16 protein-coding genes are annotated in these 19406 nt (G+C 48.1%); 14 read left to right on the forward strand and 2 right to left on the reverse strand.

Annotated features, from left to right (window positions below; genetic code table 11):
- The first annotated feature begins 51 nt into the window (after nt 1-51).
- The 13 genes from dapF (at nt 52) to ACZLMD_RS06635 (ending at nt 14725) form a co-directional block, all read left to right on the forward strand.
- The gene (dapF, locus tag ACZLMD_RS06575) at nt 52-906 is read left to right on the forward strand and encodes a diaminopimelate epimerase (protein WP_482523074.1); all 855 of its coding nucleotides are present in this window, start codon (nt 52-54) and stop codon (nt 904-906) included.
- Nucleotides 907-925: 19 nt separating this feature from the next.
- The gene (locus ACZLMD_RS06580) at nt 926-2395 is read left to right on the forward strand and encodes a UDP-N-acetylmuramoyl-L-alanyl-D-glutamate--2,6-diaminopimelate ligase (protein WP_482523075.1); all 1470 of its coding nucleotides are present in this window, start codon (nt 926-928) and stop codon (nt 2393-2395) included.
- A gap of 14 nt (nt 2396-2409) precedes the next feature.
- On the forward strand, nt 2410-4644 hold the full coding sequence (gene priA, locus ACZLMD_RS06585; protein WP_489495387.1) for a replication restart helicase PriA: 2235 nt from the start codon (nt 2410-2412) through the stop codon (nt 4642-4644).
- 37 nt (nt 4645-4681) lie between these two features.
- The gene (gene def, locus ACZLMD_RS06590; RefSeq protein WP_118561146.1) at nt 4682-5164 is read left to right on the forward strand and encodes a peptide deformylase; all 483 of its coding nucleotides are present in this window, start codon (nt 4682-4684) and stop codon (nt 5162-5164) included.
- 22 nt (nt 5165-5186) lie between these two features.
- Entirely contained in the window at nt 5187-6122 is a 936-nt protein-coding gene (gene fmt, locus ACZLMD_RS06595; RefSeq protein ID WP_118561144.1) for a methionyl-tRNA formyltransferase, read from the forward strand.
- Between the two features lie 105 nt (nt 6123-6227).
- The gene (rsmB, locus tag ACZLMD_RS06600; RefSeq protein ID WP_158577230.1) at nt 6228-7655 is read left to right on the forward strand and encodes a 16S rRNA (cytosine(967)-C(5))-methyltransferase RsmB; all 1428 of its coding nucleotides are present in this window, start codon (nt 6228-6230) and stop codon (nt 7653-7655) included.
- Nucleotides 7655-8683, forward strand: a complete 1029-nt coding sequence (gene rlmN, locus ACZLMD_RS06605) for a dual-specificity RNA methyltransferase RlmN (RefSeq protein ID WP_118561140.1) — start codon at nt 7655-7657, stop codon at nt 8681-8683. The genes rsmB and rlmN overlap by 1 nt, the downstream gene beginning before the upstream one ends.
- Before the next feature lie 154 nt (nt 8684-8837).
- Nucleotides 8838-9557: a Stp1/IreP family PP2C-type Ser/Thr phosphatase gene (locus ACZLMD_RS06610; RefSeq protein WP_482522002.1), complete on the forward strand. Its 720-nt coding sequence runs from the start codon at nt 8838-8840 to the stop codon at nt 9555-9557.
- Nucleotides 9558-9571: 14 nt separating this feature from the next.
- Nucleotides 9572-11635 (forward strand): Stk1 family PASTA domain-containing Ser/Thr kinase, encoded by a 2064-nt coding sequence (gene pknB, locus ACZLMD_RS06615; RefSeq protein ID WP_484106888.1) that lies wholly within the window; start codon nt 9572-9574, stop codon nt 11633-11635.
- Nucleotides 11635-12522, forward strand: coding sequence for a ribosome small subunit-dependent GTPase A (rsgA, locus tag ACZLMD_RS06620; RefSeq protein ID WP_482523083.1), 888 nt, complete (start codon nt 11635-11637; stop codon nt 12520-12522). Before pknB ends, rsgA begins: the two co-directional genes overlap by 1 nt.
- A gap of 32 nt (nt 12523-12554) precedes the next feature.
- Nucleotides 12555-13214, forward strand: coding sequence for a ribulose-phosphate 3-epimerase (gene rpe, locus ACZLMD_RS06625; protein WP_486818546.1), 660 nt, complete (start codon nt 12555-12557; stop codon nt 13212-13214).
- The gene (locus ACZLMD_RS06630) at nt 13204-14049 is read left to right on the forward strand and encodes a PilZ domain-containing protein (RefSeq protein ID WP_022307053.1); all 846 of its coding nucleotides are present in this window, start codon (nt 13204-13206) and stop codon (nt 14047-14049) included. The genes rpe and ACZLMD_RS06630 overlap by 11 nt, the downstream gene beginning before the upstream one ends.
- 1 nt (nt 14050) lies before the next feature.
- On the forward strand, nt 14051-14725 hold the full coding sequence (locus ACZLMD_RS06635) for a thiamine diphosphokinase (RefSeq protein WP_118561138.1): 675 nt from the start codon (nt 14051-14053) through the stop codon (nt 14723-14725).
- A 265-nt stretch (nt 14726-14990) separates the two neighbouring features.
- Here ACZLMD_RS06635 and ACZLMD_RS06640 read toward each other — a convergent pair whose 3' ends face one another.
- A complete protein-coding gene (locus tag ACZLMD_RS06640) occupies nt 14991-16313 on the reverse strand; it encodes a sodium-dependent transporter (protein ID WP_489495389.1) in 1323 nt (440 codons plus the stop codon).
- A 214-nt stretch (nt 16314-16527) separates the two neighbouring features.
- On the opposite strand from ACZLMD_RS06640, the gene ACZLMD_RS06645 reads away from it, so the two are divergent.
- Nucleotides 16528-18207, forward strand: a complete 1680-nt coding sequence (locus ACZLMD_RS06645) for a putative bifunctional diguanylate cyclase/phosphodiesterase (RefSeq protein WP_022307049.1) — start codon at nt 16528-16530, stop codon at nt 18205-18207.
- A 75-nt stretch (nt 18208-18282) separates the two neighbouring features.
- On the opposite strand, the gene ACZLMD_RS06650 is transcribed toward ACZLMD_RS06645, so the two are convergent.
- Nucleotides 18283-18993 (reverse strand): polysaccharide deacetylase family protein, encoded by a 711-nt coding sequence (locus ACZLMD_RS06650; RefSeq protein WP_489495390.1) that lies wholly within the window; start codon nt 18991-18993, stop codon nt 18283-18285.
- Between the last annotated feature and the right edge of the window lie 413 nt (nt 18994-19406).

Raw genomic sequence — 19406 nt, forward strand, 5'->3', positions numbered from 1 at the left:
AAAATATATTGTTTATGCGGCAGGGAAACCTGACGGAAAGGAAGGGGATTTATGAAGTTTACGAAAATGCATGGGTGTGGTAATGATTATGTATATGTAAATTGTATGGAGAAAATGCTTGAGGATCCGGATAAAGTGTCCCGGTTTGTCAGCGACCGTCATTTCGGCGTGGGCTCTGATGGATTGATCCTGATCTGTCCGTCGGATCAGGCGGATTTTCGGATGGCAATGTATAATGCGGACGGATCCGAAGGAGAGATGTGCGGAAACGGTATCCGCTGCGTGGCAAAGTATGTTTATGATTATGGTCTGACGGACCAAACAAGTATTTCCGTGGAGACAAAAGGTGGTATTAAGTATCTGGATCTCACTGTGAAGGAGGGAAAGGTATCTCTTGTGAAGGTGAATATGGGGTCTCCGATCTTAAAGCCTTCCCTGATCCCGATCCGCTCCGAAAAAGAGCAGTTTGTGGATGAAACGGTTACGGTAGACGGAAAGGTTTACCGTATGACAGGCGTTTCCATGGGGAATCCGCATGTCGTGACATTTGTGGATGACACGGCATCACTCAATCTGGAAAAGATCGGACCGTCCTTTGAAAATCATGAATTGTTTCCGAACCGGATCAATACCGAGTTTGTGCAGGTATTAAGCCGCCATGAGATCAATATGAGAGTGTGGGAGCGCGGCTCCGGAGAGACTCTTGCGTGCGGAACAGGAACCTGTGCGTCTGCAGTGGCATGCGTATTAAACGGAAAGACCGATGAGCATCTGACCGTACATTTGCTGGGAGGAGATCTTGAGATCTTCTATGACCGCGCGAATGATACGGTATGGATGACCGGTCCGGCATCAGTTGTTTTCGATGGAGAGCTCAGCGAAGAATCGATTAAGAAAATAGGATAGATGGAAAGGAAGAGATATCATGCAATTAAAAACATTGTTGGAGGATGTAGACTATCAGCTTGTACAGGGAAATGTAGAGCAGGAAATCTCTGCGCTGATCTATGATTCCAGAAAAGCAGCACCGGGAGCTGTTTTTGTCTGCATCTGTGGTGCGGTAAGAGACGGACACGATTTTGCGGCGGAGGTAACACAGAACGGCTGCCCGGTGTTGATCGTGCAGAGGGACGTGGATGTGGCAGAGGATGTGACAGTGATCCGTGTGGAGGATACAAGACTGGCACTGGCACAGACCTCGGCAGCATTTTTCGGACATCCGGCAAGAGAGCTGACAACGATCGGTATCACCGGCACCAAGGGAAAGACCACAGCGACCTATATGGTTCGTTCCATTCTTGAGCATTCCGGCTATAAGACAGGTCTGATCGGTACGATCGAGACGATCATCGGAGAGGAAAAGATCCCGTCTGCCAATACTACACCGGAGTCTTATGTGGTGCAGGAATCCTTCCGGAAGATGGTGGATGCCGGCTGTAAATGTGTTGTCATGGAGGTGTCCAGCCAGGGACTGATGTTGCACAGAGTCAGCGGCTTTGTGTTTGACTATGGTATCTTTACGAATCTGGAGCCGGATCATATCGGACCAAACGAGCATAAGGATCTGGCAGATTATATCCACTGTAAGAGCCTGCTGTTTAAACAGTGCCGACAGGGTATTTTCAATGCCGATGATTCCCATCTGCAGGAGATATTAGAGGGACATACCTGTGAGGTGGAGACATACGGATTTTCAGAGGATGCAGATCTGCGTGCTTCCAATGTACATTTGATGGATAAGGGCGGTACACTCGGTGTGGCTTATCATATGAACGGCAAGCTTGATATGGATGTCGAGATCGATATTCCGGGCAAGTTCAGCGTTTATAATTCCATGACGGCGATCGCAATCTGCAGACATTTTGGCGTGAAGGAGGAGACAATTCTGGATTCTCTGTCAAAGATCCGTGTTAAGGGACGTGTAGAGATCGTTCCCGTATCATCAAAGTTTACACTGATGATCGATTATGCACATAATGCGATGAGTCTTGAGAGCCTTCTGTCAACCTTGAAGGAATATCATCCAAAGAGACTTGTTTGCCTGTTTGGATGCGGCGGCAACCGTTCCAGAGACCGCAGATTTCAGATGGGCGAGGTTTCCTCAAGACTTGCAGACTTGACGATCGTTACATCAGATAATCCGAGAAACGAGGAGCCGCAGGCGATCCTTGATGATATTGTGACCGGAGTGCAGAAGGCAGATGGCAAGTATGTAACGATCATTGACCGTGCGGAGGCAATCCGCTACGCAATTGAGAATGCGAAGGAGGGTGACGTTATCGTGCTTGCCGGCAAGGGGCATGAGGATTATCAGGAGATCAAAGGAAAGAAGCATCATATGGATGAGCGTGAGCTGGTAGCTGACGTTGTCCGTGATGGTAATTTTATTAAGTAAGGGAAAGAAGATTTATGATTTTTGCTGACGTGATAGTGGATATATCGGTCAAAAGCCTGGATCGTCCGTTTCAGTATATTGTGCCGGAGGAGATGATCGATGATGCCGTGATCGGTGCGATGGTCATCATCCCCTTTGGAAGCGGCAACCGGGAGCTTAAGGGCTATATCATCGGTCTGTCCGGTGAGGCAAAGTTTGACGTGGAAAGAACCAAAGCAATAAAGGAAATCGTGAAGCAGGGAGTGGTTGCAGAATCACACCTGCTTTCCCTTGCTTATTGGATCAAAGAAAATTACGGCTCCACAATGAACGATGCGATCAAAGCGGTGCTTCCGGTGCGGCGTGAGATCAAAAAGAAAGTAAGCAAAACCGTATATCCCTGTCAGACGCGCAGTGAACTGGAACAGACCATGCAGGAGTTTGCAAAAAAGCACAATCAGGCGAGAGTCCGGGTGCTGCAGGCACTTCTTAATCAAGAGGATTTTGAGCAGGGAATTCCTTATGAAAGGCTGAAGCAGGAGGCTGGTACAACGATGGCAGTCCTGCACGGGCTTGAGGAAAAGGAAATCGTGTCCGTGACGGAGGAAAGGCAGTACCGCAATCCGGTCATGAGGGCAGGTGAAAGAGATCAACAACCGGTGTTAAATGACCAGCAGCGAAGGATTGTAGATACCGTGACCGGGGATTACCGGCAGGGTATCCGTAAAACATACCTGATCCATGGTGTGACAGGATGCGGCAAAACAGAAGTCTATATGGGAATCATTGAGAAGGTGATTGCAGAGCATAAGCAGGTGATCGTGCTGATCCCCGAGATCGCGTTGACGTTCCAGACCGTGAGCCGTTTTTACCGGAGGTTTGGGGAGCGCGTATCGGTCATGCACTCCAGACTTTCCCAGGGAGAGAAGTTTGATCAGTTTGAACGTGCCAAGGCGGGGGAGATTGATATTATGATCGGACCACGCTCGGCACTGTTTACGCCGTTTGAACATCTGGGACTGATCGTGATAGATGAGGAGCATGAGACAAGCTATCAGAGTGAAATGCCGCCGAAATACCACGCCAGAGAGGTGGCAGTACATAGGGCGTCTATGGTCGGTGCGAGTGTGATCTTAGGCTCTGCCACACCTTCTCTGGAATCCTACTATCGGGCACAAAAGGGGCGTTATACGCTATTTACACTGACAAAAAGGGCGGGAGGAGCCAGTCTTCCGAAGGTCTGGGTGACGGACCTTCGCGAGGAGCTGGAACGGAAGAACCGGTCAATCTTTGGCGGAAAGCTGATGGAGCTTATGCAGGACCGGCTTGCGAAAAAGGAACAGATCATCCTGTTTTTAAACCGGCGCGGCTATGCGGGTTCCGTGTCCTGCCGGAAGTGTGGTGAGGTCATCAAATGCCCGCACTGCTCCGTGTCGATGACAGCACATATGCATTATGGCAGACTCGAGCATCTGGTGTGTCATTACTGCGGCTATCAGGCAACGATGCCGGCTTTGTGTCCGAAATGCCGGTCGAGGTATATCGGAACCTTTGGCATCGGCACGCAGAAGGTGGAGCAGCTTGTCCGCGAACATTTCCCACAGGCGCGTGTGCTACGGATGGATGCGGATACAACAACCGGCAAGGAAGGGCATGAAAAAATCCTTCGGGATTTTGCTGCGGGAAGTGCCGATATTCTGATCGGAACACAGATGATCGTGAAGGGACATGATTTTCCGAATGTAACGCTTGTAGGGATCCTTGCGGCGGATCTTTCCCTGAATGTGGGGGATTTCCGGGCAGCAGAGAGAACATATCAGCTTCTTGCACAGGCAGCAGGAAGAGCCGGGCGCGGCGAGAAGCCGGGAGATGTCGTGCTTCAGACATATCAGCCGGAGCATTACAGTATTGTTTCGGCTGCGAAGCAGGATTACCTTGGATTTTACGAGCAGGAACTGATCCAGAGACAAATCTTGCATTATCCGCCGGTTTCTAATATACTAGGGGTGTTGGTGCTTTCCGAACAGCGTGGACATGCGCAGGAGCTTGCGGACAGGCTGGCAGAGCAGATGAGACGGTATGAGCAGGTAGTCATACTGGGACCGGCACCGGCATCCTTGTCCAAAGCGAAGGACGTATACCGGTATGTGATCTATGCTAAATGCGCAGATTACCGTATTCTGCGTCAGATCAAGAATGGACTGGAACAATATATGAAGGCACAGGAAACATACAGGGACTGCAGACTGCAGTTTGATTTTAATCTTTAAGTCAGGGAGCATTTCCCGGAGAAAGGCAGGTAATACTATGGCAATTCGTACAATACGAACCATTGGAGATGAATTATTATATCAGAAATCAAGGGAAGTTAAGAAAATGACCCCGAGAATACAGACACTGATCGAGGATATGTTAGAGACTATGTATGATGCGCAGGGCGTTGGTCTTGCGGCACCGCAGGTGGGTGTTTTGAAACGGATCGTTGTGATCGATGTGTCACCGGAGGGGGATCAGCCGATCATTCTGATCAATCCGGAGGTCATCGAAAAGTCCGGTGAGCAGACCGGTTACGAGGGATGCTTAAGTGTGCCTGGTAAAACGGGCATTGTTACAAGAGCCAATTACTGCAAGGTAAAGGCGTTAAATGAGAACATGGAAGAGATCATTGTCGAGGGAGAGGAGCTTTTGGCGAGGGCACTTCAGCATGAGATCGCTCATCTGGAGGGAGAGCTTTATGTTTCTCTGGTCGAGGGAGAGCTTCTGAACAATTCTGATCTGGAAGAAGAATAGACTTGTGGAGAGGTGACAGAGTATGAGAGTAGTATTTATGGGAACTCCGGATTTTGCCGTACCGACACTTGCGGCATTGTTAGAAAGCCGTCACGAAGTGGTCGGTGTTGTCACGCAGCCGGATCGTCCGAAAGGACGAAGCGGTAAGCTGCAGCCATCCCCGGTAAAGGAGAAGGCGCTGGAGGCAGATGTGCCGGTGCTGCAGCCGGAAAAGGTAAAGGATCCGGCATTTTTGCCGGAGCTTGAGAAGCTTGTACCGGATGTGATCGTTGTCGTTGCGTTTGGACAGATTCTGCCGGAAAGCGTATTAAACCTTCCGAAATACGGCTGTATGAATGTGCATGCATCACTGCTGCCAAAGCTGCGCGGTGCTGCACCGATCCAGTGGTCCGTGATCGACGGTGACAAAGAAAGCGGCGTGACGATCATGCAGATGGATAAGGGACTGGATACCGGAGATATTCTTCTGGTGGAGAAGTATACGCTCGATCCGAAGGAGACCGGAGGAAGTCTGTTTGACAAGCTTTCCGGGCTTGGAGGACCACTTTTATTACAGGCTTTAGAGCAGGCGGAGCAGGGAACCTTATCTCCGGTACCGCAGGAGCATGAGAAACATACCTATGCCAAAATGCTTTCCAAAGCACTGGGGGAGATTGATTTTACAAAGGATGCGATTGTGATAGAAAGACTGATCCGTGGCTTAAATCCGTGGCCGAGTGCATATACGCATCTGGATGGCAAAATGCTTAAGCTCTGGGATGCTGATGTGAAGGCTCAGGAGCAGACACCGGTAGCGAAGCCGGGGCAGATCGTGGAGGTTGGAAAGGATTACTTTACGGTGCAGACCGGAAGAGATCTTCTGGTGATCCGTTCTCTGCAGCTAGAGGGTAAGAAACGCATGGATACAGAAGCGTTTCTGCGGGGATATTCTCTGACAGAGGAAAGTATTCTTTCGTGATAAGAGGATTTATTTGTGAAAGAACCCGTTAAGGGTTCTTTCGTTTGTGTATATCGTTAGGGCATCGGGAAAGATGCGAATACAGAGATGGAGGATTCAGACGGAATGCCACAGGAGAGAAGACAAAATCAGTACACGGGAAAGAAGACAGGCGGAGCGGGCAGCCGGAGCGGGCAGATAAGAAGTGTAAGACAGCTTGCGCTGGAGGCGATGACAGCAGTAATGGATAACGGTGAATACTGTGATAAAGTGCTGCACCGCATATTGGAGCAACAGACGGGACTTGACCGGAGAGACAGAGCGTTTTTGATGCGTCTTGTCGAGGGAACGATCGAGCGCTGTGTGGAGATCGATTATGTAATCGACCGTTACTCCAAACTTCCGGTGGCAAAGCAGAAGCCGATGGTACGGCAGATCCTGCGTCTGGCGGTCTATCAGATCATGTATATGGATCAGGTGCCGGACAGTGCAGCGTGTAACGAAGCGGTCAGGCTTGCCTGCACGAATCATCTGATCCCGCTCAAGGGCTTTGTCAATGGTGTTTTGCGCAACGTGGTCCGTTTTCATGAGGATACACCGTACCCGAAGGCAAAGGAGAATCTTGTGCGTCATCTCAGTGTGTGGTACTCCATGCCGGAATGGATCGTGACACGTTTTATGGAGCAGTACGGTCCACAGCAAACAGAGGCGATATTAAGAAGCTTTCTGGATGAGGAACGCGGCATCAGTCTGCGATGTAATCTGTCCAGAGCGTCTAAGGAGGATATCGTAGCTTCTTTGCGTAAACAGGGCGTTACGGTAGAAGAGGGCAGACTGTTTCCGAATGCACTGCGTATCCGTGACTATGGCAGATTAAATGAACTGGAGGCATTTGAGAAGGGCTGGGTTCAGGTGCAGGATGAAAGTTCGCTGATCGTGGGAGAGGCAGCACCGGTAAACGAAGACAGCGTTGTGATCGACGTCTGTGCCGCACCGGGTGGAAAATCAATCCACATTGCCGACAAGATGCATGGGGAAGGACTGATCCGTGCGTGCGATCTCACCAAGGAAAAGGTTACACTGATCCGTCAGAATCTGATCCGGACAGGTTTTCATAATGTGAAGCTCAAAAAGCATGACGCGATGGAATTTATCCCGGAATGGGAAGAGACCGCTGATGTGGTCGTGGCGGATCTGCCATGCTCCGGTCTTGGTGTGATCGGACACAAGGCAGATATCAAATATAAGACAAAGCCGGAGGATATCCGGGCATTGGCTGTGCAGCAACGCAAGATACTGAAGAATGTATACCGTTATTTAAAGCCGGGCGGAACGCTTTTATACAGCACCTGTACGATCGCTCCGGAAGAGAATGAGGAGCAGGCGGCATGGATCGCAGAAAAGCTGCCGTTAGAGCCGGTGATGCTGAAAACACTTTTGCCGGAGAGCGTATTAGGGGAATGTGCTGAGAAAGGATATCTGCAGGTTTTGCCGGATCTTGCCGGTGGAGACGGATTCTTTCTGGCGGCATTTCGGAGAAAGGAGCAGGCGTGATGGAGCGGATTGATATTAAAAGCATGGATATGAAGGAGCTGCAGAGCTTCATCGAAGCCATGGGCGAAAAGAAGTTTCGTGCAAAACAGCTTTATTCCTGGATGCACCAGAAACTGGTGACAGATTTTGATGAGATGACCAATCTCTCAAAGGCTTTCAGAGACCGGTTAAAGGAAAAATGCAGTCTTGGCGGCGTGCAGATCCGGCGAGAGCAGATCTCGAAAAAGGACGGTACCCGCAAGTTTTTAATGGAGCTTTCCGATGGCAATATGGTGGAGACGGTGCTGATGAAATATCATCACGGCAACAGTGTCTGCGTGTCCTCGCAGGTTGGCTGCCGGATGGGCTGCCGTTTCTGTGCCTCCACCGTGGGAGGACTGACAAGAAGTCTGGCAACCTCGGAGATCTTAGATCAGATCTACGAGATTGAACGTCATATCGGAGAGCGAGTCTCCAATGTGATCATCATGGGAATTGGAGAGCCGCTTGACAATTATGAGAACGTGATCCGTTTTATCCGGATGCTGTCCGATGAAAACGGACTTCATATCAGTCAGCGTAACATTACGCTCTCTACGTGTGGTCTTGTGCCGAAGATCTATGATCTGATGAGGGAGGAGCTGACGATCACACTGGCAATCTCGCTTCATGCACCGAACGATGAGATCCGCCGGGAAATGATGCCGGTAGCAAACCGTTTCTCGATGAACGAGATCATGGATGCGTGTCGTAAGTACATTGAGGAGACGGGCAGACGTATCACATTTGAGTACACAATGGTACAGGGAACCAATGACAGCAGAGAGAATGCACTGGAGCTTGCCGCAAGGCTGCGCGGTATGCTGTGTCATGTCAATCTGATCCCTCTGAATGCAGTGGAGGGAAGGATGGGACACCGCTCGGTTCCTGAGAATATCCGTCAGTTTCAGAGTGTGCTTGAGTGCCACCATATTAATGTGACGATCCGGAGAGAAATGGGAAGCGATATTGACGCAGCATGTGGACAATTGCGCAATAAAAATCGCTGATATTGCTGCTTCCCTGATTTTACTTGCCTTTTTGGGGACACTATAGTAAAATGTAATATGTATATTAATGATTAAATACGAATGAAAACAATCAGACGGCCTTATGAACCGTCTGCAGTCAGTTACCAAATAAAGACAAAGGAGGGGAAACTACATGAAGTCATATTCAAAAACGGATGTCGGCATTAAGCGGACCATGAATCAGGATAGCTTGTTTTGCAGTGACAGCCCAGTGGGTAGTTTCCGGAATCTGTTTATCGTTGCCGATGGAATGGGTGGTCACAAGGCAGGCGACCGTGCATCGAGATTATGTATTGAGAATATGGTAGCACAGGTTCGAGAAAGCGCCAGCAAGACGCCGGTTACAATCTTTGAGGAGGCAATCACATATGCTAACCGCGCTGTTTATGAGTCGGCGAAGGAAGATATTGAATTTGAAGGCATGGGAACCACGATGGTGGCATGTACATTACAGGAGGATACTCTTTATGTTGCCAACATTGGCGATTCCCGTTTATATTTATTGAGAGATGAATTGCAGCAGATCACCACGGATCATTCTTTGGTGGAGGAGATGGTCAAGATAGGCAATATCACCGAGAGCGAGGCGAGAGTCCATCCGCAGAAGAACATTATTACGCGGGCACTCGGTATTGATGAGATGGTGCAGGCAGACTATTTTGAGCTTCAGGTCAGAGAGGGAGATGTGATCCTTCTTTGCAGTGACGGATTGACGAATATGGTGGAGGATGAGGAGATAGAATATATCATCCATCATGCAGGATCTCTGGAGGAAGCAGGAGATCAGCTGATTGATCAGGCAAATTATAACGGCGGCAGCGATAACATTACAGCCGTACTCGTTCAGGTATAGATTGGAGGAAAAGCATGATAGGTCCAGGTATGATGATAAGTGATCGTTATGAGATTATAGATAAAGTAGGATCCGGCGGAATGGCAGATGTGTATAAGGCGAAGGATCATCGTCTTAACCGTTTTGTTGCGATCAAGGTACTTCGTCAGGAATACAGCAGTGATGCAAAATTTGTGGCAAAGTTCCGTGCGGAAGCACAGTCGGTAGCAGGATTATCTCATCCGAATATTGTGAATGTATATGATGTTGACGAGGATGAGAATTACAATTATATCGTGATGGAGTTAGTTGAGGGAATCACGCTCAAGAAGTTCATCGAGAAAAAGGGCAAACTGGAGGTCAACGAAGCTGTCGGTATCGCTGTGCAGATCGCACAGGGGATGGAGGCTGCACATGACAATCATATTATCCACCGTGATATCAAGCCGCAGAATATCATTATCTCCAAGGAAGGCAAGGTGAAGGTGACAGACTTTGGAATCGCCAAGGCAGCCACCTCCAATACGATTACCTCAAATGCAATGGGATCTGTGCATTATATCAGCCCGGAGCAGGCAAGAGGCGGCTACAGTGACGAGAAGAGCGATATCTATTCATTGGGCGTTACAATGTATGAGATGCTCTCCGGCAATGTTCCTTTCGAGGGGGACAGCACGGTAGCAGTGGCATTGTCACACATTCAGGAGGAGGCAGCGCCTCTTCATGAACTGGATCCGGAGATCCCGATGAGCTTATCCAAGATTGTTCGCAAGTGTATGCAGAAGAAGCCGGAGCTGCGTTATCTGAATGCAGCAGCCCTGATCGCTGATCTGAAGCGTGCGGTCAGCGAGCCGGATGGAGAATATGTCAAGCTGGAATCTATGGTTGTAGATCCTTCTCCGACCAAGAAGATTTCTGATATCGAGTTAAATGCGATCAAGGAAGCATCCCGGGCAGTGGATCCGGTTACAGATGATAATTTTGAGGAAGAACCGTATTATGAGGATGATGCGATCGATCCGAAGTTGGAGAAGATCTTAAAAATCTGCAGTGCCGTAGTGGCAGTGATCATCATTATCGGTGTTGTCCTGATCATCGGCAAGTTCGCCGGCTGGTGGGGACATTCCGGCAAGGATAAGGATGTGGCAAGTGCGACAGCGACACCGACAGCAACGGCAGTTGTTGCGGAGGATGGTCAGGTTGTTGTGCCGGGCATCATTGGTAAGAGCCTGGAGGATGCGGAGCAGATGCTCACCGACAAGAATCTTCACTGGCAGCTTAAGCCGATCGAGGCAGATGAAGATCCGAACATCGTTACGGATCAGGAGCCTGCTGAGGGGGAGATAGTAGACGAGGGTGCCCGTGTGACTATTTACTACAGTCAGGGTGATTCCGGTGTGACGATTCCGGATGTATCCAATAAGACAGAGGCAGATGCCCGTACTATGATCGAGAATGCAAAGCTCAAGGTAGGATCTGTTTCCGAGGAATATAACAACACCGTTGCAAAGGGCAACGTGATCAGCACGGATCCGGTAATCGGCTCCAGTGTAGATGAGGGAACCAGTGTCAATCTCGTACTCAGTATGGGGGCAGAGGGCAATCAGGCAGTTGTGCCAAACCTGGTCGGCAAGAAGGAGTCTGTAGCGCAGGAGCGTCTGACTTCCGCCGGCTTAAAGTCAAAAGTAACTTATATTTATTCCGATAAAACAAAAGGAACCGTAATCAGTCAGACACAGAAGTCGGGTTCGAAGGTAGAGAAGGGTAGCGTGGTCGAATATTCCGTCAGTCTTGGAACGAAGGCAGTTGAGCCGACCTCGACACCGAAGAGTGACAGCACCTCCTACAGCTATGAGGGAAGTGTTACAGTAGCGGATAATCCGTTCAGTAGTCCGGACGATGATCCGGCGATGATCAAGGTGGTACTGACACAGGATGGCAAGTCACAGCCGGTATGGAGCGGAACGTTAAGCTACGACGATTTCCCGAAGGAGTTTCCTGTTAAGGGCTGGAGTGAGAACAGCGGAACGATTACTGTAACAAAAGACGGACAGACGATCGGTACCTATACCGTGGACTTCCAGAAGACGGCGAAATGATGAGAGGAAAGATTATACGAGGGGTCGGAGGCTTTTATTATATCCATCCAGAGTCTGCAGCAGCCGATGTACTGATCGAATGCAAGGCAAAGGGGATATTCCGCAACCGCAATATCAAACCGCTGGTCGGGGACAATGTGGAGTTTGAGATGTTGGATGAGCAGGCAGGAACCGGCAATATCACCGAGATACTGCCGCGCAGGAACGCATTGATCCGTCCGGCATCTGCCAATGTGGATCAGGCGGTCGTTGTGTTTGCACTGTCTTTTCCGAAGCCGAACTTAAATCTTCTTGACCGGTTTCTGCTGATGATGCAGACGCAGGATATTCCGGTGATCATCTGCTTTAATAAATCAGATGACCAGGAGGAAGAGGAGACGAAAAGAATTGTTTCCCAGTACAGGGCCTGTGGTGCAAGAGTACTTGTGACGAGTACCATAAATGGGACAGGTATGGAGGAGCTTCGAGAGCTTCTGGAGGGCAGGACAACCGTGATGGCAGGTCCTTCCGGAGTGGGGAAATCCTCCGTGATGAATATATTATTTCCGAAGGCTCAGATGGAGACCGGAGAGATCAGCCGCAAGATCAAACGCGGACGCCATACGACGCGTCATACAGAGTTGTTTTGTATTGGCGGTCAGACCTATATTATGGATACGCCGGGTTTTACCTCGCTGCGTCTTCCGGAAATTGAGAAGGAAGAGCTGCGAAATTATTATCCGGAATTTGCGGAGCCGTCTCAAGAGTGTCGTTTTCTGGGATGCGTTCATATCAATGAACCGGACTGCGGTGTCAAGAATGCACTGGAACGGCAGGAGATATCCAGGGATCGTTACGACAATTACAAGCAGTTTTATGAGGAACTGCGCCAGCAGAAAAAATATTAGGGTATAATCAAAGAAAGGCATGGTATCACTATATGAGCGAATTAGCACCGTCAATTTTATCGGCTGATTTTATGCACTTGGGGGAGCAGCTGCATACTCTCGAGGAAAGCGGTTTGAAGGTTCTTCATGTGGATGTGATGGATGGAGTGTTTGTGCCATCGATTTCCTTTGGTATGCCCGTGATCAAATCAATCCGTACAGGTTGTCAGATGATGTTTGATGTGCATTTGATGATTAAAGAGCCGGCAAGATATATAAAGGAATTTGTCGAGGCAGGAGCGGACAGCATTACGGTTCATGTCGAGGCGTGCAGTGACATTGGTGAGACTATTACTGTTATGAAGCAGTATCCGGTCAAAAGAGCGCTCAGCGTGAATCCGGGAACGGATGTTAACGTGCTGATGCCGTATTTAGATCAGATCGATATGGTTCTTGTTATGGGGGTAGAGCCGGGATTTGGCGGGCAGAAGCTGATACCGGAGACATTGGAAAAGGTAAAGAAACTGGATCAGATTCGTCGTGAGAATGGTTATGACTATCTGATCGAGTTTGATGGAGGAGTGACACGCGATAATCTGTGCGAGATCATACAGAACGGAACTGATCTTGCCGTAGCCGGGACGGCTGTTTTTCGTGGTAACATAAGAGAAAATGTATGGGATTTACAGGAGGTGATCGCCGGTGCTTCTTGAAAATATCGCACTTGGCAAAACGCTGGAGGTCTATGTGGATCGTGACGGATACCGTTATCGACTTGTCAGCAAGGTGGAAAAGACAGGGGTCAAGAGAGTGTGTCTGACCGCAATCATGGCGGGGGGAAGAGCGTTTAAATTTCGCCCGGAGGATAACATACGTCTGGTTTACCGCAGTGAGGATCAGATGTGGGAATGGCTGAATGTCAAGGCTGGTCTTGGTAAACTGGACGATGAACCGGTTCATTATTTTGAAATCGTCAACAAAGGTCAGTCGTTTAATCGTCGTCAGGCGTATCGGGTAGCCATTGATGCGGATGTGGATATCGTTTTTTATCAGGTGCCGGGCAACAGACAGCGTCTGTCGTATGCTCCGTTGGTGAAGGAAGAGTACGAAGCACTTGTGGACGTGAACGGTGTGGAGCTGGAGCGGGAAGAGGATTCCAGATCCGGCAAGATATTCATCGAAAAGCGTCTCAGAATGGTTCCGATGAAGGAAGCCGTTGAGAAGAAGGCGCGCGGCTTTGTGCATGATATCAGTGAGACGGGGATGGGATTTTACAGCAACGAGCTTTTGGAAAAGGATAACCGCTTCTACACAAGGATTCCGTCGGATTACGGTCCGCTGCTGGTTCGATGTGTTGTCGTGCGGGTGGACGATCAAGTCAAAGGAAACCGCAAGTACCGCTATTATTACGGCTGCATTTATGAGGAGTCTGATCAGAAGCTGATCCGTTATATTTATGATATTCAGCGTAAGCAAATTCAGAAACAGCGCGACCGCAGAGAGTTTGAGTCATCAGTAAGAGAGATTATGAAAGAACGGAAGAAGTAATATGCTTGGAAAAGTTTTATTGATAACAGGTGGAAAAGTAAATATGGATTTTGCGGAGGAGTACACAGCTTCCCAAGAATATGATACGGTTGTCTGTGCGGACTCCGGTTTAAACACGGCATACCGGCTTGGTATGCCGGTTCATTATTTTATGGGAGATTTTGACAGTGTATCCCCTGAAATCCTCGAGGCATACCGTGAGGGAAAGGTGGAAGGCTCCGAGCATTGCGAATGGGTTCGTTATCCCAAGGAGAAGGATTATGTGGATACGCAGCTTGTTCTTGAGTGGATCCTTGAAAAGGGAGCGGATGAGATCACTTTTCTGGGAGCAACCGGAGGAAGACTGGATCATTTTCTGGCAAATATTAATATATTAATGCTTGCATTGAAGCAGAAGGTTCCGGCATATATCGTGGACAGCCGTAACAGGATACGTTTGACCGACAGTACGCTTTCAATCGAAAGACAGGATATGTATGGAAAATATCTGTCCTTACTGCCGTTGACAAGTACCGTGACAGGAGTGACACTGCGAGGGCTGAAATACCTGATCGAGGACTATACGCTTGAAGTAGGGATTGCCAGAGCAATCAGCAATGAGATGGATGAGACATCGGATAAGGCAGAAATTCTTCTTCGCACCGGTGTTTTGATCGTTGTAGAATCAAAGGATTGATGAACGTGTCTGGATCGTTTAGGCCTCTGGGTGAATCCAGTTATTTCGGTCGGCACGCTTGCGCTACAATGCGCTACGCAGCACTACATAACGCCTTACAAAACAAGGCGTAAGTAGTAGTGGCGAGCGCAAGTGCCTTTCGAAACATCTGGATTCACCCAGAGGCAAATACGGGAAGGCACGTTCATCCAACCGTTAGTGACAAGTCAATTTCCAGATCACAGTCTTCTGGGTATTTTAAGTTTTTACAAAGTAAAATCATATATCAGCCGATACCACCCAGTGCGATGCCAAGGATCAGAACAAGAATACAGATCGGGCAGTAGATGTATTTGCAGATCGGAAGAAACTTATTGGTGAACGGTTTCTCGCGCCCGGTATTTACCTGTGTTTCTACATATTTCTTACCACAAACCCAAAAGAACATAACGCCTGCAAGTCCGGCACCAAGCGGGCAGATATAGATAGAGAGAATATCCATCCAGTCGGATACGATTCCCTGAATACAGATGGAGATTGCGAGTGCGATAACAGCGATGATCCCGCAGGATATTTTACGATTCAGATGAAACAGCTCCTGTATTGTTGCGATCGGTGCTTCGTACAGATTGATCAGTGAGGACAGACCGGCAAAAAAGACAGCAACGAAAAAGATAATCGCGATCAGATGTCCGCCCGGCATTGATTTAAATAACGCAGGAAGATAAATAAACATCAGTCCCGGTCCACCCTGATTTAATCTGGCACCGGTTGTCGCCATTGCCGGAATGATCACCATTGCAGCAAGAAGGGCGGCAAGTGTATCAAACAGGGCAACTCTGCCTGCAGCAGCCGGAATATCCTCAGAATCGGAGAGATAAGATCCGTAGATCAGAGTGCCGTTTCCGGCAACCGACAGGGAGAAAAACGCCTGTCCCAATGCGAAGATCCATGTTGTCGGATCAGCGAAAGCTTTTGGGTTGATCCGGAAGATGTATTTATAGCCGTCCACAGCACCGGGCTGAAATGCCACATAAATACTGAGGATCACGAAAAGACAGAAAAAAACAGGCATCATGATCTTGTTTGCCATTTCGATACCAAGGCTGACGCCAAACATTAGAATGCACATTCCTGCAGCCAGTGCGAGGAGCTGCCAGAAATTGTTACCAAAGGCGGTTGCCATGCTGCCGAATTCTGTGCCAAAGCCCTCTGCGTCAGCCGGGGCAAGTGTCGTTCCGGTAAATGAACCGATCATATACTTGAGAATCCATCCCATCACAACGGTGTAACCGATCGCCATGGCAAGAGAACCGAGAACCGGAATGTATCCGAGGATACGTCCGATACATTTGTGACCACGCATTTCGCAGGCTGTGCCGAAGGCATCGACAGGTCCGGATTTGGTGGCACGTCCAAAGCTCATTTCCCCAATCACTCCGGTGGAGCCGATCAGTGCAACGAAAATGAAATAAGGTACGAGATAGGAACCGCCTCCGTACATGGAGACTCGGGTTGGAAACATCCAAAGATTGCCCATGCCCACTGCTGAGCCGATACAGGCAAGAATAAACCCCCATCTATTCTTAAATGAATCTCTATTGTTCATGATAAAATCCCCCATAACATAAATTGTGTGGCAAAAGCCACATATTACATACTACACCATTCTGCAGATAAAGTAAAATAGTAAATGAGAATGTGTCGGATTTCTAAATGAGAATACATTTAGTTGACATTAAATGATAATGCAGATATCATATATAATAAATGAAATAAGTAGAAAATGGTATACAGAAGGGCTGGAAGGAGAAGAGAAAGCGATGGAAAAGGAAAACGGGGGATTTTTCAATCCTACAATAAAGAAGTTTTGGAACTGTCTTTATCAGGAGGCGGTGGACTTAAAGCAGTGCGAGAAGTATATTGTGGATGCAATCGCTCTGGTGTCAGATGAGTTTGGGTTGATCAAGGTAGAAATGGAACTTACGATCCCGCCGAACCGTTATCAGCTTCACGGAGAGCAGCGCAGTGTCATGCTGGCAGCAAAGGAGGGCTTCGGAGAAAGCACGGACTTTTCGTTTGCCTTTACAACCGGAGGAAATGTGGTGTTTCATGTTGTATGGGACGAGGAACAGACAGATTACGGACGTGACGAGTTGGAAATCCTTCTTCGGGACGTATTTTTCTGGTATGACAGAAATATGAGACAGAATTTTCTGGAGCAGATCCTAAATACCGATATGGAGACCGGGGCTGCCAATCCATATGCATTTACCGGCTTTGCAGGGATGCTGATGGCACGCGGCATACTGGAACGATATTGTGTGGTATTTTTTAATATACATAATTTTAAATATGTCAATAAAGTCTTTAGCTACGCGGAGGGAGACCTGATCCTGCGTCAGTACACTTCGCAGATCCAGGCTCTTTTGCAGGAGGAGGAAAAACTTGCCAGACTGGGAGGTGATAATTTTGTTGCTCTGGTCCGGACAGAGAATACGGATGCGTTTATTCGGGAGCTGCAGGAAATGAAGGTGTTCTTCAGCAATAAACTAAAATCCCAAACCTTTATCTTCGGTGCGACGATCGGTGTCAGCCGTCTTGAAAAGGTTCTTACTGTAAGAGAGGTTATGTCGAGAGGAAGCATTGCCTATCAGGAGGCAAGAAGTTGTGGTGTGGGCGGCGTTGTCTGGTATTCCGATCAGATCTATCAGGAAATGATGGAACGCCAGAATGTGATCTCCAATTTTGCTTCTATTATGGAGCAGGGCGGCTTTGTTGTATATTATCAGCCCAAGGTAGACAGCCGTACCGACAGAATCTGTGGCGCGGAAGCACTTGTCCGCTGGGTGCAGGACGGAAAGCTGGTGCCGCCGGTTAAGTTCATTCCGCAATTAGAGCAGGAGGGAAGCATCTGCAGGCTGGATTATTATGTGCTTGAGCAGGTCTGCCGCCTGATCAAGTCAAGAGAAGAACGAGGGGAAGAGAACGTATGCATCTCTGTCAATTTCTCGCGGAAGCATCTGGAAGAGGTGGATTTTGTAGAGCATGTTATCCGGGTGATTGACCATTTTGGCATTTCGCATCATTATATTGAGGTGGAACTCACAGAGAGTGAGGATTTCCAGCAGTATGGGATCATGTCGGGGATTGTGGAAGGCTTTAAAAAATATGGGATCCATACCGCTATTGATGATTTCGGAACCGGATTTTCTTCATTGAATATGTTGAAGAAGGTAGACTTAGATATTGTAAAGATTGACAAGTCCTTTATTCCGTTGGAGGAGGAGTATGCCGGCAAAGACAAAGATATGATGATGCTGTGGAGCATTGTCGAGCTTCTGCACCAGCTTGGAAAGGAAATGGTTGCAGAGGGCGTAGAGACAAAGCAGCAGCTCGACTATCTTGAAAAGGTGGGGTGCCATATCATTCAGGGATATGTCTTTGACAAGCCTCTGCCGCAGAAGGACTTTGAAGAACGTCTTTTGCGGCAATACCAATAGAAAAGAGATAATATCCGCGGAATGAGACAAACAACAAAAAAGTTTTGTCGCTATAACATATTTGGAAAAGCATGGTTACCGGGCTGGATGCTGGCGTCCTTCTGTATCGATTTCGGTGCTGTCCGGATAGATCAGTTGCGAGATAGGGACAAACTCATAGCCCTTTTCCTGCAATGTTGTTATCAGTGTGTCCAGTGCGTCTGCTGTATACTTTGCACCGTTATGGCACAGAATGATTGAACCGTTGCCAAGATGCTTGTGCTCACAGACCGTTTTAATGATGGAATCGACTCCGTAATCCTTCCAGTCCAAGCTGTCTACATCCCATTGGATCGCGTGATAGCCGCATTCCTCCGTGGCGGTGATCAGCGTATCATTATAATCACCATAAGGCGGACGGAAAAGTATCATTTCTTTACCGGTAATCTCCTTTACCTTGTCATGGACGGACTGGATCTCCTGCTTACATTCTTCCAGAGAAAGCTTTGACATCTGCTTATGATTCTGGCTATGATTACCGAGGTCGTGTCCGCGTTCAGCAATCATTTTAACGTCATCCGGGTAAGACTCCACCCAGCCGCCTGTCATAAAGAAGGTGACATGAACCTTATGCTTATCCAGAATATCCATGATCTTTTTCGTGTCTTCGTTTCCCCATGCGGCATCAAATGAGAGCGCAATCTTCTTATCAGAAGTGTCTACGCAATATATAGGAAGTTTTTTGCTGCTTTTACTGTAAGTGGCAGAAGGAGCCGGTGAAGCGGAGATGTTCTGCGAGGTTGTCATAGCTTCTTTTTTTAATTTAGTCTGTCCATATGCAATTGAGATTCCGGAGATCAGGATCACAGACAATACGAAAAGACTACATTGAAGAAGCGATCCCTGTTCCAAAGATGAAATAAACTGTTTCATGGCAGTATCCTTTCACATCATATAAGGAGTGATGCAATATGCTTATTTACAGAGTATGCGTGGTGACTTTGTCCTATGATATCAGGGCAGAAAACAGAAGAAAAACAAAAAAATAAAAAAAATTCAAAAAAGGTGTTGACAAAAGTCGAAACGCGTGGTAAATTATATATCGTTGTCGCGCAAGATAAGCGAACAACAGACAAGCGGGAACGCTTGAGAGAAGCTTGATAATTGAACAGTAAAACAACCCTGAAAATTCTAATAAAAGATGTGAATCACATCTTAAA

The organism is Jutongia sp. (assembly GCF_057878315.1).

Bases quoted from the DNA above. Each gene is read 5' to 3' on its own strand.
- pknB (WP_484106888.1), top strand. From the start codon at position 9,572: ATGATAGGTCCAGGTATGATGATAAGTGATCGTTATGAGATTATAGAT.
- ACZLMD_RS06635 (WP_118561138.1), top strand. From the start codon at position 14,051: ATGCTTGGAAAAGTTTTATTGATAACAGGTGGAAAAGTAAATATGGAT.
- rsmB (WP_158577230.1), top strand. From the start codon at position 6,228: ATGCCACAGGAGAGAAGACAAAATCAGTACACGGGAAAGAAGACAGGC.
- ACZLMD_RS06580 (WP_482523075.1), top strand. From the start codon at position 926: ATGCAATTAAAAACATTGTTGGAGGATGTAGACTATCAGCTTGTACAG.
- ACZLMD_RS06645 (WP_022307049.1), top strand. From the start codon at position 16,528: ATGGAAAAGGAAAACGGGGGATTTTTCAATCCTACAATAAAGAAGTTT.
- def (WP_118561146.1), top strand. From the start codon at position 4,682: ATGGCAATTCGTACAATACGAACCATTGGAGATGAATTATTATATCAG.
- fmt (WP_118561144.1), top strand. From the start codon at position 5,187: ATGAGAGTAGTATTTATGGGAACTCCGGATTTTGCCGTACCGACACTT.
- rsgA (WP_482523083.1), top strand. From the start codon at position 11,635: ATGAGAGGAAAGATTATACGAGGGGTCGGAGGCTTTTATTATATCCAT.
- rpe (WP_486818546.1), top strand. From the start codon at position 12,555: ATGAGCGAATTAGCACCGTCAATTTTATCGGCTGATTTTATGCACTTG.
- ACZLMD_RS06650 (WP_489495390.1), bottom strand. From the start codon at position 18,993: ATGACAACCTCGCAGAACATCTCCGCTTCACCGGCTCCTTCTGCCACT.
- rlmN (WP_118561140.1), top strand. From the start codon at position 7,655: ATGGAGCGGATTGATATTAAAAGCATGGATATGAAGGAGCTGCAGAGC.
- priA (WP_489495387.1), top strand. From the start codon at position 2,410: ATGATTTTTGCTGACGTGATAGTGGATATATCGGTCAAAAGCCTGGAT.
- ACZLMD_RS06610 (WP_482522002.1), top strand. From the start codon at position 8,838: ATGAAGTCATATTCAAAAACGGATGTCGGCATTAAGCGGACCATGAAT.
- dapF (WP_482523074.1), top strand. From the start codon at position 52: ATGAAGTTTACGAAAATGCATGGGTGTGGTAATGATTATGTATATGTA.
- ACZLMD_RS06640 (WP_489495389.1), bottom strand. From the start codon at position 16,313: ATGAACAATAGAGATTCATTTAAGAATAGATGGGGGTTTATTCTTGCC.